Source organism: Ochrobactrum sp. Marseille-Q0166 (assembly GCF_014397025.1).
GTDB lineage: Bacteria > Pseudomonadota > Alphaproteobacteria > Rhizobiales > Rhizobiaceae > Brucella.
Map to the genome: position 1 here is coordinate 612,861 of NZ_JACJUO010000001.1, position 15,206 is coordinate 628,066.

Below are 15,206 nucleotides of genomic sequence, written 5' to 3' on the forward strand. Positions count from 1 at the left end.
AGTTCTGTGCGAAGCAAAAACCTTATCAACGATCAGGATCACAAGCGTATTGCCGAGGCGATACGTGCTGCTGAAACCAATACGAGCGGTGAAATCTACGCGGTTCTGGCACGCACCAGCGATGACTATTTTTTCGCGGCGGGCTTTGTTGCGACCTGCGGCATCCTGATTGCTTCGGTGATCGCGGCGTTTCTTGCGCATTGGTACTGGTTTGATATTCGCCTGCCGATGTTTGGTCTGGCCGTGCTGGCCTCTTTTATCACAGCGATGCTGGTGCTGCGGTTTTTGCCGTCAATCCGTCTTCTGCTGGTGCCACGCCGTATTCGTTACAAGCGCGCACATCTCAACGCGCTGCAGCAGTTTCTGGCGCGCAATGTCCATATCACCGAACACCGCACCGGAATTCTGCTGTTTGTTTCCATGGCCGAACATTATGCGGAAGTCATTGCCGATGCAGGCATTGATGTGCGGGTCGAGCAGGAGGAATGGAACGGCATTGTCGCCACGCTGACGCATCATGCTTCGCGTGCGGAAGTAGCCGAAGGTTTCGTGCTGGCGATCGGTCAGGCGGGTGCATTGCTGGAACGTCATTTCCCAGCGGGCGAGCACGATATCAATGAACTGGATGACCATCTGATCGAACTTTGATCGGTCGAATTACGCTGAGGATTCGCCGCTCATTTGTGGCGAAATTTAGCTTTTATGACGCTTACGTAACGCTTTGATGATCCTTAAAGTAAAGCCGAGCGGCATATTTCGAAATTTCCCGAAGGATTTTAGAAGTTTTGTTCCAAATTAAATGGATTAGATGCAAGTTTTCTGACTTTCACAGAAATATTTGGTTGTTTTCAACGATTTGTCATCGAAACGAGTGGCTAATCTGCTAGTTTGGCGCGCATTGCCATCATGACAGGAGTATCCGACGTGACTGCAAAGCAGGATCGGTCGAGCAAAGTTAAAGGTTCCAAGGCAAGCAAGGAGGAGAAGAAGGGAGGACAGTCGAAGGCGCTTATTGCCTTTTCGCAGCTTCTCTTCGAATGGGCACCGCCCGAAGATCTTGCGGCTTACGATGCTGCAGCGCTCGATAAATCTGCCCAGTACGGCTATGAAGCGCTGGAATCTTATCGCAAGGGCAAGAGCATCATCAGCGTCGATAACAGCATCGAACGCCATGGTCGTCCCGTCAGCGTCATTACCATTGTCAACGACAACATGCCGTTCCTGCTCGACTCGATCATGGGTGAGCTGAATGATCATGTCAGCCAGATTTTCATGGTTGTTCACCCGGTTCTCGATATCGAGCGGCAAAAGGACGGCCTTACAATTCTGGGCGAAGCTTCGCAGCTCGCACCTGCCAAGGGCGTTGAGCGCGTCAGCCTTGTGCAGATCCATCTGCCAGCCCTAGACAAGCAGGCTAAGGCCGATCTGACCACAGCCATCAAGCGCGTGCTCGGACAGGTTCGCGCGGCTGTCAGCGACTGGAAGCCGATGCTCAAGCGTCTTGATGACGCTATCGCCGATTATAAGCGCGTTCAGGAACTCACCCTTGATCCAGCCATGCCGGAGGCAATCGCCTTCCTCGAATGGCTGCGTGATGATCGCTTCATTTTCCTTGGAATGCGCGAGTTGACCTTCAAGGGCAAAGGCGAAAAGCGTGAACTGGTTCCGGTCAAGGAAACGCTTGGTATTCTCAATGACAGCGAAGTCCGTGTTCTGCGCAAGGACGATGATGATACGGTAACGCCGCGCGAGGTTACAGAATTCCTCGATAGCAACGAACCGCTCATCGTCACAAAAGCCAATTCGCTTTCACTGGTGCATCGCCGGTCTTATCTTGACTATATCGGCGTGAAGATTTTCGGGCCGAATGGCGACGCGATTGGTGAGTTGCGTCTCGTTGGTCTGTTCACATCCGTTGCTTATATCAGCTCGGTTGCCGGTATCCCGTTCATCCGTTCCAAAGCAGACACGGTTATCAAGCATCTTGGCTTCAACCGCGAAGACCATTCTGGCAAGGCACTCATCAATGTTTTGGAAGAATATCCGCGCGATGAGCTTTTCCAGATCGATACGGACAGCCTGACGGCCAATGCCGAACTGATTCTGGCTCTGGGCGAGCGCCCCCGCGTTCGTGCCATTCCTCGTCTTGACCGCTTTGGTCGTTTTGCCACCGTTCTGGTCTATATCCCGCGTGACCGCTACGACTCTGTCGTGCGGGAGAAGATTGGTCGTTATCTCGTCGAGATTTACGGCGGCGACAGCTTCGAATTCCATCCGGTCTTCCTGCAGAATGGTCTGACGCGCGTTCAGTTCGTCATCCGGCGTCATGAACGCTCCACGCCGCATGTGGATCGCGATGCGCTGGAAGAAGAAGTGCGTTCGATCGTTCGTACTTGGGAAGACGCCGTGCGTGAAAGCTCGGACAGTGCGGATGCAAAGACCATAGCTCTCGCTTCGAGCTTCCCGCAGTCCTATCGTGAAATCTTCACCGCACCGGAAGCGCTGGTCGATGCAGAGCGCATTGCTGGCCTGAGTGCAGAAGCCCCGCTTTTCGTGGACTTCTATCGCTATCGTACCGATGGCCCAGACGCGGTTTCACTCAAGCTCTATCATCATGGCGCACCGGTTGTGCTGTCGCAGCGCGTGCCGCTTCTTGAAAATATGGGCTTCCGCGTCGTCAGCGAGCAGACTATCGACTTGCCGCATGCGGGCAAGGATGGCTCTGCTGTTTACGTGCATGATATGCAGCTCGTGAATGCCTATGGTGCACCGGTTGATCTGTCCGACGATGGCGAGATGCTCGAAGATGTGTTCCGCACTGTCTGGGACGCTCTCGCTGATAATGACGGTTATAACGCCTTGGTGCAGACCGCACGTCTGAGCGCACGTCAGATCATGATCCTGCGTTCTTATGGCCGCTATCTGCAGCAGGCAGGCATCGCCTATTCGCAAGGTTTCATTGCCGCAGCACTCAACCGTTATCCGGAAATTGCCAGCGATCTCTATTCGCTGTTTGATCTGCGCTTCAACCCATCGGCCAAGCGTCGCGACGCCGCTGAAAAGAAGCTGGTTGACGGAATTGAGACTGCTCTTCTCGGTGTGCCGAGCGCGGATGATGACCAGATTCTGCGTCGTTTCCGCAACCTAATCGAAGCAACGTTGCGCACCAATGCCTATCAGCCGGATGCTGAAGGCAAGCCACGCGTGACATTCGCGTTCAAACTCAATCCGCGGCTTGTCGAAGGTCTGCCTGATCCGCGTCCATATCGTGAAATCTTTGTCTATGGCCCGGAAGTGGAAGGCGTACATTTGCGCTTCGGCGCTGTTGCGCGTGGTGGTCTGCGCTGGTCGGACCGTGCACAGGATTACCGCACAGAAGTGCTGGGCCTTGTGAAGGCACAGCAGGTCAAGAATGCTGTGATCGTGCCGGTTGGCGCCAAGGGCGGCTTCTATCCGAAGCGCCTGCCGGTTGGTGGCGATCGCAATGCCGTGTTTGAAGCCGGTCGTGATGCCTATAAGGTCTTCATCTCCACGCTTCTGTCGGTCACTGATAATATTCATGACAATGATGTTGTGCCACCTGCGGACGTGGTTCGTCACGACAATGATGATCCATACTTCGTTGTTGCTGCCGACAAGGGGACTGCAACCTTCTCCGATACGGCAAATGCGATCAGCCAGGCACATGACTTCTGGCTCGATGATGCTTTCGCATCGGGTGGCTCCGCCGGTTACGACCACAAGGGCATGGGCATCACCGCGCGTGGGGCATGGGAAGCCGTGAAGCGGCATTTCCGTGAGTTCGACAAGGATATCCAGACCGAGCCGTTTACGGTTGCCGGTGTTGGCGATATGTCGGGAGATGTGTTCGGTAACGGTATGCTGTTGTCTGAACAGATCAGGCTGGTTGCAGCCTTTGATCATCGTGACATCTTCATCGATCCGAACCCGGTTCCGGCTGACGGCTTTGCAGAACGCAAGCGTCTGTTCGAACTGCCGCGCTCAAGCTGGCAGGATTATGATCGTTCGAAGATCTCGTCAGGCGGTGGGGTTTATAGCCGCAGTCAGAAGACGATTACGCTGTCAGCTGAAGCTGCAAAGGCCATCGGCCTTGGCAAAACCACAGCTTCGCCGCAGGAAATCATGACGGCCATCCTGAAGGCGGAAGTTGATCTTCTGTGGTTCGGTGGTATCGGCACCTATATTCGAGCTGGTGCTGAAACGGACGTGCAGGTCGGTGATCGCGCCAATGATGCAATCCGTATCACGGGTTCGGAAGTTCGGGCGAAGGTGATCGGCGAGGGAGCAAATCTCGGTGTCACGCAACGCGGACGCATCGAATATGCATTGACCCGTGGCCGCAACAATACCGATGCCATCGACAACTCGGCAGGCGTCAACTGCTCCGACGTTGAGGTTAATATCAAGATTGCACTGGCCGCTGCCATGCGTTCGGGCAAGCTCAAGCGTCCGGCACGCGACAAGCTGCTGGTGAGCATGACCGATGATGTATCGGAATTGGTGCTGCGCAATAACTATCTCCAGCCGCTCGCACTTTCATTGAGCGAACGTCAGGGCCTCACGGAGCTGCCTTATCAGGCTCGTTTCATGGACGAGCTTGAAGCGCGCAAGCTGCTGGATCGCAAAGTCGAATATCTGCCATCGGATGCGGAGCTTAATGATCGCCAGAAATCAGGACAGCCGCTGACGCGTCCGGAACTTGCGGTTTTGCTCGCTTATGCCAAGCTGTCACTGTCGGACGATCTGGTGGCAAGCAGGCTCCCAGACGAGCCTTACTTTAAGCAACTACTGTTTGGTTATTTCCCGAAGCGTATGGTGAAAACCTATGCCGAGGAAATTTCCAATCACCGTTTGAAGCGCGAAATCATCGCTACTTTGCTGGCTAATGATATTATCAATCGTGGTGGTATCACTTTCATCAGCCGTCTGGCCGATACGACCGGCAAGTCGCCTGCCGACATCGTCCGCGCTTATGTGGCAGTGCGTGATGGCTTTGAGATCAATGCGATCTATGATGCTATCGATGCGCTCGATAACAAAGTGTCAGGTGATGTGCAGAACCAGTTCTATCATCTGGTTGGCGAGATGCTGCTTACGACGACGGCCTGGGTTCTGCGCAACGACACCACGCGTGCAAACCTGACAGAACTGGTGAACACGATCACCACGGCGCGTTCGGCTCTTGAGCCACGCTTCGATAGCCTGATGCCGGACTACTTGATTGATGCGGTGCAGGCCGACAAGGCAGCCTTCGTTCAGAAGGGTGCACCGGAGAAGCTTGCTCAGCGTCTGGCCAATCTGCAGCTTGCAGGTATCATGCCGGATATCGCGTTGATCGCTCATCTGGCTTCTGCCGATCTGGTTGCAACAGCAAAGGCGTATTTCGGCGTATCGGAAGCCTTCCGCATTGGCCGTATCGAAGAAGCCGCGCGCACAATTCCAGTCACCGATTATTATGACGGTCTGGCACTGTCGCGTGCGAGCGATACGATCACGCAGGCAGCGCGTGGCATCACGATTGCAGCACTGAAAAAGCACGGCAAGGACAAGGATCCGGCGGCGGCATGGTTTGCGGAAGATGCAGCACGCATCGACCAGATCAGAAACCGTATGGTTGCTCTGACCGAAGGCGGCGATCTCACCGTGTCGCGTCTGGCTGTTGCCGCCGGTCTGATGTCGGACCTGACCCAGTAAGCTGCGCCACACAAATAGAATTGAAATGGGCGGCTTCGGTCGCCCTTTTTGCTTTGTTGTGGTGTGTCTGTTAGCAGTGTACCTTCTCAACGCTTCGCGGGGAGGGCGCAACAGAAGACGGATCATGCGATGGTAGCGAACGGCTATTCTTCACGCCGCGGCGTATGGGGCTGGATATTCTTCGACTGGGCGGCACAGCCGTTTTTTACGGTCGTAACCACTTTTATTTTTGGACCCTATTTCATTTCGCGCATGGCTGCGAGTCCTGAAGCGGGGCAGATTGCATGGGGCTATGGTTTTGCAGCTGCAGGGCTGGCGGTGGCAATCCTTTCGCCGATCTTGGGAGCTATTTCTGATAGAACAGGTGCACGCAAACCGTGGATCGCCTTTTTTGCCGTTATCAAGATTGTTTGCCTGTCATTGCTGTGGTTTGCAGTGCCGGGCGCAAATATCTACTGGGTCTTGTCGGCTTTCGCGCTGGCCATGGTGGCAGCTGAGTTTTCCATCGTCTTTAACGATTCGATGATGCCACGACTGGTGCCGCATAATGATATAGGGCGTGTGTCAAATATCGCGTGGGGGCTGGGCTATATGGGCGGCATGACGGTGTTGATTTTCATCGTACTATGTCTTGCTGCATCGCCCGAGACCGGAAAGACGATTATCGGTATTGACCCGCTGTTCGGGCTTGATCCCGTGAAAGGTGAAGATGGACGTATTGCAGGGCCGATCTCAGCCTTGTGGTATCTCATATTTATTCTGCCGATGTTTTTCTTCACGCCCGATGTTGCAAAGGGAGAACCCTTGAGCCGCGCTCTCCGGTCTGGCCTATCGGAACTGAAGTCTACGCTGAGAGAGGTGCGTAAGCGCCCGGGGATTGTGCGTTTTCTGATTGCCCGCATGATCTATCAAGATGGTGTGAACGCATTATTGGCACTTGGTGCTGGCTATGCGGCAGTGCTGTTTGGCTGGTCGATTACCGAAATCGGTCTTTTCGGAATGATCCTGAATGTCATGGCAATTTTTAGCTGTCTTCTGGCCAGCAAGCTTGATGTGCGGTTTGGTTCGAAGGTTATCGTGCTCGGATCAATTGTTTTATTGCTGGTCGCTTCCCTTGGAATTGTTTCGACGGATCATCAATCGACGCTGTTCGGCTTCATGAGGTTTGCGCCGACAGATGCTAAAGGATTGTTCGCGACACCCGCTGAACATGCCTATCTGGTTTACGGACTGATGATCGGTGCCGCATTCGGCCCGGTTCAGGCTTCCTCAAGGTCGTGGTTTGCACGCAGCATCAAACCGGAAGAATCCGGCCGCTATTTTGGCATTTATGCGCTGGCGGGACGGGCCACCAGCTTTATCGGTCCGTTTCTTGTAGCAACGGTTACAGCGATTACTGGATCCGCTGCATTCGGCATGTCGGTGCTTGTCATATTGTTTGCAGCCGGCCTTTTGTTGGCAAAGGCAACACCCTATCCGGCTGAACGGATATAAATGACTGGCGCAGGAATAAGCGACGCCAGTCATTTTCCTAAATCATGCCAGCCGCTTTGGCGCAGGTCATGGCAAGAAAACCACCGATGATCGGTGCTGCCACGGGCACCCAGGCATAGGACCAGTCCGAGCTGCCTTTGCCCGGAATAGGCAGCAATGCGTGGGCGATGCGTGGTCCGAGATCGCGTGCCGGATTGATCGCATAGCCGGTAGGGCCGCCGAGCGAAACACCAAGCGCCCAGACAAGCAAACCCACCATCAGTGGTCCAAGAGCGCCCGTTGCCCCGACAGCCTTTGCGCCAATTGCAATGACCACAAAGACCAGAACAAATGTGCCGATTATTTCCGTCAGGCAATTGGCCGGTATGTTGCGGATGGCAGGTCCGGTGCAGAAGACGCCGAGCTTAAGCCCTTTGTCTTCCGTTGGTTTCCAGTGGGGCAGATAGGCGAGATAGACAAGCACCGCACCTGCGAAAGCACCAAGCATCTGCGCTACGATATAGGGTACCACTTCGGCTGGTGGAAAAGTACCGGCTGCATAGAAAGCAAGCGTCACTGCAGGGTTGAGGTGGCCCGCACTGCCGGCAGCGACGGCAACCATCACGCCGCAGAGAACAGCAAAGCCCCAGCCCGCGGTAATGACGATCCAGCCGGAATTCTGGCCTTTGGATTTTGCAAGAAGCACGTTTGCAACCACACCATCGCCCAACAGGATGAGCATCATCGTGCCGAGAAATTCACCGATAAAGCCATTGTTCATCATCTACTCCGAGAGAATAATTCAGGTGCTAAAAAGCCGCCCGGTGAGCGGATGTGTTCACCGGCTGTCGATAATCACTGATCGTTTTCAAGTTTGGTCTGTTACGAGAACCTTAGTTTTAATCGACCCAGTTGAGGGACCGCTGCACGGCCTTCTCCCACGCGTTGAACAGGCTGGTCCGTTCCTTTACAGTCATCTTTGGATGCCAGCGCTGGCCGACCTGCCAGTTCTCAATGATGTCGTTTGTCGACTTCCAATAGCCCACGGCAAGCCCAGCCGCATAAGCTGCACCAAGCGCTGTGGTTTCGATGATCTTCGGGCGCACGACCGGAACATTCAGAATATCTGACTGGAACTGCATAAGCAGTTCATTGATGGTCATGCCGCCATCCGCACGCAATTCGGTGATCTTCACGCCTGAATCCTTGACCATGGCTTCCAGCACTTCGCGTACCTGATAGGCGCTTGCTTCAAGGGCGGCACGGGCGATGTGACCTTTATTGGCAAAGCGCGTCAGACCAGCAATGACGCCGCGTGCCGAATCCTCCCAATGCGGCGCATAGAGGCCGGAGAAGGCAGGAACGAAATAGACATCGCCATTGTCTTCGACCGTGCGCGCCAGCGTTTCAATGTCGCCACTGGTTTTGATAATGCCAAGATTATCGCGCAGCCATTGCACCAGTGCGCCGGTGATCGCGATGGAGCCTTCCAGCGCATAGACAGGTTTTTTGTCGCCAAGCTGATAGGCAACGGTTGTCAGCAGCCCATAGGTGGATGGGACCAGCTTCTCGCCAGTATTCATCAGCATGAAGCAACCGGTGCCGTAGGTGTTTTTGGCTTCACCCGGCTCAAGGCAGGCCTGACCGAAAAGAGCTGCCTGCTGATCGCCCAGAATACCTGCAAGCTTGACACTACCAAGCGCAGGCAGGGTGATTTCGCCATAGACTTCACTGGAAGGACGGATTTCTGGCAGGCAAGCCGCAGGAATATCGAAAAGCTGCAGGATTTCCTCATCCCATTTGAGCGTAGCCAAATCCATCAGCTGGGTACGCGACGCATTGGTTACATCGGTGATGTGAATGCCGCCTTTTGTGCCGCCGGTGAGGTTCCAGACAAGCCAGCTATCAATGGTGCCGAACAACGCATCGCCCGCTTCTGCCTTTTCACGCGCACCTGGAACCTTATCGAGTATCCAGCGCAATTTAAGGCCTGAGAAATAAGTCGAGATTGGCAGTCCGGTCTTGTCGCGCAGACGATCTGCGCCGCCATCTTTGACAAAATGATCAACCAGCTCGTCCGTGCGCGTATCCATCCAGACAATCGCGTTGTAAAGCGGTACGCCGGTTTTCCTGTCCCACAAAAGCGTCGTTTCGCGCTGATTGGTGATGCCGACCGATACAATATCGGAAGCCTTGAGCTTCGCCTTCTTCAGTGCTTCGGTGATAACATGCTGCGTGTTGCGCCAGATTTCATTGGCATTGTGCTCGACCCAGCCAGCTTTGGGATAGATCTGCTCGTGTTCGCGCTGATCGATGGCGACAATATCGCCGTTCCGGTCAAAAATGATAAAACGTGAACTGGTGGTTCCCTGATCGATGGAACCGACGAACTTTGTCATTTACTATGCTCCTCCCGCTCAAATGGCAGAGATCTTGTCAGGATGCGGATATGTATGTCCGTTGCAACCCATTTTCGCCAATTTCGAATGAATATATGCGCCTCTCCAAAAGCCACTTTACCCCTTTTGAGCAGGTGGCCACTTCAACATCATTCAGGCCCGTATTGTAGCTCTCCTGATACTTTGTAGCTAATGCATTTCGTTGCGCTTACGTATTAAGTGAACTTAATCGAAATAATATGAATATCAAACGAAAGCAATAGGGGTATTTTTTCGCAATTATCCCCCCTCTTTGATAAGATTTGCAGGCTAATTAATAGGGTGCACTTTCGTTTGCGAAAATTCTCAGACCTACCAAGAATTCAAAGAAAAAGCCCCAGCAACATAGTGTTGCCGGGGCTTTTGGGTTCAATATCGATTGCTATATTAGAGCATAATCCGACCGAATGAAACGAGGATCGATAACATTATGCTTCAAATAAAAACCGTTAGAGCGCCGATCTGATTCATTCAGATCGAAACGCGCTCTAGTGGCGGAAGTGACGCATTCCGGTCATCACCATGGCTATGCCATGCTCGTCAGCAGCGGCGATAACTTCATCGTCACGCATTGAGCCACCCGGCTGGATAACCGCCGTGGCGCCTGCTTGAACTGCCGACAGCAGACCGTCAGCAAACGGGAAGAACGCATCGGATGCAACAACACAGCCCTTGGTCAGCGGTTCGGCAAGACCAGCTGCTTCTGCCGCATCTTCTGCCTTGCGGGCAGCGATACGGGCAGAATCCACGCGGCTCATCTGACCTGCGCCGATGCCAACCGTTGCGCCATCCTTGACGTAGACGATTGCATTCGACTTGACGTGCTTGCCAACGCGGAACGCGAATTTCATATCATTGAGTTCGGCTTCGCTCGGGCTCCGCTTGGTGACGACCTTAAGGTCAAGATCATCGACAACGCCATTGTCGCGCGACTGAACCAGAAGGCCGCCTGCAACGGTTTTCGCTGCAATGCCCTTGGCGCGTGGATCAGGCAGACCGCCCGTTACCAGCAGACGCAGGTTCTTCTTGGCTGCAACGATGGCCTGTGCGCCTTCAGTGGCGTCGGGCGCGATGATGACTTCGGTGAAGATTTTGACGATTTCTTCAGCAGCGGCTTCATCAAGTGTCTTGTTAAGCGCAACAATACCGCCAAAGGCCGAAACCGGATCGCAGGCCAGCGCCTTGAGATAGGCTTCCTTGATGGTGGCAGCTTCGGCGACACCGCAAGGATTGGCGTGCTTGATGATGGCAACGGCTGCTGTGCGGGCTGGGTCAAACTCTGCAACGAGCTCGAAAGCTGCATCAGTATCGTTGATGTTGTTATAGGAAAGCTGCTTGCCTTGAAGCTGGGTTGCAGTGGCCACACCCGGGCGCTGTTCGCCGGTCAGATAAAAGCCTGCGGTCTGATGCGGGTTTTCACCATAACGCATGACAGAGTGCAGCTTGCCTGCAACGGAGCGATAGGTCGGGGTTTCGTCGTTGATTGCTTCGGCAAACCAGTTGGAAATGGCTGCATCATAAGCGGCAGTACGCGAGAACGCCTTAGCTGCAAGCTTTTTGCGGAAAGAAATCGGCAGTGAGCCTTCGTTCTTTTCAAGCTCGGCCACAACGTCTGCATAGTCAGCCGGATCGACAACGGTTGCGACATAGGCGTGGTTCTTTGCCGAAGCGCGGATCATCGCCGGGCCACCAATGTCGATATTTTCAACAGTGGTGTCGTAGTCACCGCCCTTGAAGCGGACTTCTTCAAACGGGTAGAGATTAATGACGGCCAGATCGATACCGCCGATACCGTGGGCTTCCATGGCAGCGACATGTTCAGGGTCGTTGCGCACTGCAAGCAGACCGCCATGAACCGATGGGTGCAGCGTCTTCACGCGTCCGTCCATGATTTCCGGGAAGCCGGTGACTTCCGAAACGTCCTTTACAGGAATGCCTTCTGCAGCAATCGACTTGGCGGTGCCGCCGGTCGAGAGAATTTCAACGCCATGGGCATGGAGTGCCTTGGCGAAATCGATAAGGCCGGTCTTGTCGGAAACGGAAAGAAGGGCGCGGCGCACCCGATGAAGATCGGGAGCGGGGATATGCTTGGAGCTGACAGCCATAGGAAATGGTCTCTTCGTTGCTGAAGCGTTTTGCGTTCAGGAAGGGTGGGACGATGGCGAATTAGCACAGGCGTGACGCGAATCATACCTCAAATCGCAGCTAAAAGAGGCCTTTTTGGATTAAGCATAGCTACCGATGGCAACGCGGCTGAGTTGCCAGTTCACTTCCGGTAGTTCGGAAGCCGGGAAGGACAGCACGATCTGCTTTGATGTTACAGGTCCGCGGAATCCGGCAAAGAAGATGCTGTCTTCCAACTGCGGGGCAACTTCGAAACAGGAAAAAGCCCATGTATCATCGTGCGGGGCGCTGAGAATAATCAGACCATTTTCATCAAATGAGATATCTACAGAAGGGTGGATATGAAAACGCACCGCGATATTGTCGCGGCCATTGGCTTTCAAAGCCTTGGCATCGCCACGATAGAAACGGTCGGCACCCTGAATGACGCTGCCATTGTGCGAGAGCACGACGCGGCGCTCATGGAAGATGCCGAAAAGGCGGGCATAGCCATCATGGCTTGCGACAAAGCCTTGTCGTCCGAGGTCTTCCACGCGATCACGTTGAACTTTTGTGGGGCCTGCAATGATCGGCGTGCCGATCATATTGGAGAGGCCCGCATTCAGACTGAAACGGCAGGATGATGTGTCATTGATGGTGGCAGTCGAGTGCGCAGCCGTCGAGCGCCCCAACGGACGAAATTCGGGTGGGCCGTAACGATCAACACCTGAATTGACAATATAACGCTGACGTCCCGAAGACATTTCAAAGGCGAGACAGCCCGCATGGGCATCGCGCGACGCGGTTACGGGCGGCGGAAGGCCGGTATCGGCGATAATCGTGGTCGCACCCATCGACAGGCGTTCATACCCCGAATAAGGCGCGTGTGTCAGCGGCGAACCTGCGGTTTCATCATGGCGCAGAACTGAAATAATTCGCTCGGACAGTGTCGGCCCAACGCCATTGAAAAGTGCTAGGCTGCCGTCCTGATGCCGGAAGAAACGCAGCGCTGGCAACATGCGCTCGACAGCTTCGATCAATGCCTTTGGCGGGGATTCTGTGCCATTGGCATAGGTCTGACGCAGCGGCAGAAGATCGGCCAGCAGTTCAAGGATCGTAACCGGGTTGCGCGAGATGTGCCCGCCATCGGGCAGGATCTGGCGCTTCAACTCATATTCCAGATTACGGCGCGCGGCGCGGGCGGTCGGCGGCGAAACCGGCAAGGCGAGTGCTGCAAAGGCGAGTGCAATGCGCGCACGCAGGCGTTCTTCGCCATCATCCATGGCGGAAGCGACGGTGCGCAGATAGCGCACCTGCATGGCAAGCGAGCGCATGAATTTGCGATAGGCAGGCAATTCTGCGCCTGAAAGAATGAGGTTGGAATGCTGCAGCCAAGCGATGATGCGCTGGGCCGTTACTTCCGGCGACCAGGCAAGACCACCGATGCGTTTGCCATAAAGGCGCATCCAGTCATCAACGAGCGCACGTGCATTGGCGGTGGCAAGCTCACTGTTGGCGCCTTTCAAGTGACGCAGCCAGCCAAAACCCTGAAGGGCTGCTTCCCATTCCGGTGTCGGAGGCTCAACAGCAAAAGGCGACATGCCGCCGGTTTCGACGAGGCGACCGGCCAGTGCGAACCGGCCATGATAGAACTCCTGCGCCAGCTGCGGGTCGGCAACGCGCAGGTCAGGGGGAGCGATGAGAATGCGCTCCGGTGTGAAGCCGGTAAAACGCCAGCGATAAAGCGGACCCATGCGCAGACGGCGGCTGAACTTGCGCCAAGCCTGTGCAACGGCCAGTCCCCAAAGATGCGGGGTTTCGCTCAACGCGACTGCCACCCTTTCATTCTCCGTATTAAAATTCATTCGCAATGGACCCTGTAAGGCAGGTCCGTCCTTTCATGGCATGATGTACCGAAATGCTGGTTTCCGCGCCTCGGAATCACACATTCTTAGAATCGTCGATAATGGTGAATCGAGTGTTAACCATAACGAGCTTATAAACTCGTTATGACACATTCATCGATTTTAATTAGCAATATCTAACTGATCAGGCTTTGCGTTTAAAGCGGGCAGCAAAGAAGCCGTCCATTCCAGCCATATGCGGATTGCCATCGAATTTATCGGCGGCCAAATCGGCAGGCGTTGAGCGCAGGAAGCCTTCCTCCGTCACAAGACCTTCCAGTCCGGCACAATCGTCCAGCGTGATCGGATAAGCTTCGAGTTCCGGATTTTCCAGCGCTTTGCGTGCCATTTCTTCGCCTTCCAGCGGGTGCAGCGAGCAATTGGAAAAGACAATGGTACCGCCGGGCTTAACCAGCGTCACTGCATGAGCAAGCATCTTTGCCTGAAGGCTGGCGAGCTTTTCGACATCCTTTGGTGTTTTGGTCCATGGCACGTCGGGGTGACGGCGCACGGTGCCTGTGGATGAGCAGGGCGCATCGAGAAGAACTGCATCAAACAACGCGTCCGGTGTGTACTCCATCAGATTGGTGGCGACGGTACGTGCCTTGTAGCCAAGACGCTCCAGATTGCCCTGAAGACGCTTGAGACGGTTTTCAGACATATCGAGCGCGGTGACATCTGCGGACTGCTGCACAAGCTGTGCGGTCTTGCCGCCCGGCGCTGCACAAAGATCGGCAACACGTTTGCCCTTTATATCGCCCATGAGTCGAGCAGGCAGGCTTGCCGCCGCGTCCTGCACCCACCACTCGCCCTCGGCAAAGCCGGGCAGGTCGGTGAGATTGCCTTCGACAGTCTCAAGACGTACCGAGCCGTTTGGCAGAGCTGTGCCGCCGAGCTTTTCGGCCCATTCCTTCGGATCGCCTTTTACGGTGAAATCGATCGGCGGTTCATAAGCGTGCATGGCGAGAATGCTTGCTGCCTTTTCTGCGCCATAAGCGTCTTTGATGCTGTTTGCGAACCATTCCGGCACATTGGCTTCCGGCTGCAATGTATGAGCCAGCGCGCGTTCCTTGTTGCGCGACAGACGGCGCAGAAGTGCATTCACAAGGCCTGCATACTTGCGATTGCGTGGATCGGCATTGGCCGCTTCCACAGCCAGATCAACCGCCGAATGATCCGGCAGGTTAAGATAGAAAATCTGTGCGATGGCCACATGCAGAAGATGCTTGAGCGCGTGAGCATTTTCCGGCAATGGCCGGTCGAGGCGTTTGTTGATGGCGCGTTCGATGCTGCCGCGATTGCGCAGCGCCGAACCCAGAATGGCGCGAACCAGCGCGCGGTCGCGTGGTTCGAGCGCGAGATATTGCGGATGCCCGTGGCTGTTATCTGTCAGACCGTCAAGCGATGTGTTCTTTTCAATCACCGCACCAAGCAGGCGGGCCGCAGTCAGACGTGCAGCAAGACCCGGGCGCAGCTGTTCAGCGCGGTCTGCGGCATGTTTATGGGAGTGCGGCTTTTTATTTCCACGCTTTGGCGCAGCTTTTTTATCGTTCACGCTGTTCTACTTTATCTG

The 15,206-nt window shown here is 54.8% G+C and carries 8 protein-coding genes; 3 read left to right on the forward strand and 5 right to left on the reverse strand.

Going from position 1 to position 15,206, the window contains the following annotated elements; translation table 11 throughout:
- Window positions 1-6: 6 nt before the first annotated feature.
- The 3 genes from H5024_RS02910 to H5024_RS02920 all read left to right on the forward strand — a co-directional run bounded on the left by H5024_RS02910 (window position 7) and on the right by H5024_RS02920 (window position 7,209).
- Window positions 7-648, forward strand: coding sequence for a TPM domain-containing protein (locus H5024_RS02910; protein WP_187543944.1), 642 nt, complete (start codon window positions 7-9; stop codon window positions 646-648).
- 276 nt (window positions 649-924) lie between these two features.
- Window positions 925-5,715: an NAD-glutamate dehydrogenase gene (locus tag H5024_RS02915; RefSeq protein WP_187546552.1), complete on the forward strand. Its 4,791-nt coding sequence runs from the start codon at window positions 925-927 to the stop codon at window positions 5,713-5,715.
- 129 nt (window positions 5,716-5,844) lie between these two features.
- Window positions 5,845-7,209 carry an MFS transporter gene (locus H5024_RS02920; protein WP_187543945.1) on the forward strand — a complete coding sequence of 455 codons (1,365 nt, stop codon included), beginning with the start codon at window positions 5,845-5,847 and terminating at the stop codon, window positions 7,207-7,209.
- Window positions 7,210-7,246: 37 nt separating this feature from the next.
- Here H5024_RS02920 and H5024_RS02925 read toward each other — a convergent pair whose 3' ends face one another.
- From H5024_RS02925 to H5024_RS02945, 5 genes are all read right to left on the reverse strand, one after another.
- Window positions 7,247-7,969, reverse strand: a complete 723-nt coding sequence (locus H5024_RS02925; protein WP_187546554.1) for an MIP/aquaporin family protein — start codon at window positions 7,967-7,969, stop codon at window positions 7,247-7,249.
- Window positions 7,970-8,087: 118 nt separating this feature from the next.
- Window positions 8,088-9,587 carry a glycerol kinase GlpK gene (gene glpK, locus H5024_RS02930; protein WP_187543946.1) on the reverse strand — a complete coding sequence of 500 codons (1,500 nt, stop codon included), beginning with the start codon at window positions 9,585-9,587 and terminating at the stop codon, window positions 8,088-8,090.
- A gap of 527 nt (window positions 9,588-10,114) precedes the next feature.
- Window positions 10,115-11,731: a bifunctional phosphoribosylaminoimidazolecarboxamide formyltransferase/IMP cyclohydrolase gene (purH, locus tag H5024_RS02935; protein ID WP_187543947.1), complete on the reverse strand. Its 1,617-nt coding sequence runs from the start codon at window positions 11,729-11,731 to the stop codon at window positions 10,115-10,117.
- A 120-nt stretch (window positions 11,732-11,851) separates the two neighbouring features.
- Complete coding sequence (locus H5024_RS02940; protein WP_187543948.1) at window positions 11,852-13,594, reverse strand: heparinase II/III family protein; 1,743 nt, start codon at window positions 13,592-13,594, stop codon at window positions 11,852-11,854.
- Window positions 13,595-13,778: 184 nt separating this feature from the next.
- Window positions 13,779-15,188, reverse strand: a complete 1,410-nt coding sequence (locus H5024_RS02945; RefSeq protein WP_187543949.1) for an RsmB/NOP family class I SAM-dependent RNA methyltransferase — start codon at window positions 15,186-15,188, stop codon at window positions 13,779-13,781.
- Window positions 15,189-15,206: the final 18 nt, after the last annotated feature.

What these genes read in the sequence shown, in the direction of transcription:
- H5024_RS02920 (WP_187543945.1), top strand. Translation starts at nt 5,845, where the DNA reads ATGGTAGCGAACGGCTATTCTTCACGCCGCGGCGTATGGGGCTGGATA.
- H5024_RS02925 (WP_187546554.1), bottom strand. Translation starts at nt 7,969, where the DNA reads ATGAACAATGGCTTTATCGGTGAATTTCTCGGCACGATGATGCTCATC.
- glpK (WP_187543946.1), bottom strand. Translation starts at nt 9,587, where the DNA reads ATGACAAAGTTCGTCGGTTCCATCGATCAGGGAACCACCAGTTCACGT.
- purH (WP_187543947.1), bottom strand. Translation starts at nt 11,731, where the DNA reads ATGGCTGTCAGCTCCAAGCATATCCCCGCTCCCGATCTTCATCGGGTG.
- H5024_RS02940 (WP_187543948.1), bottom strand. Translation starts at nt 13,594, where the DNA reads ATGAATTTTAATACGGAGAATGAAAGGGTGGCAGTCGCGTTGAGCGAA.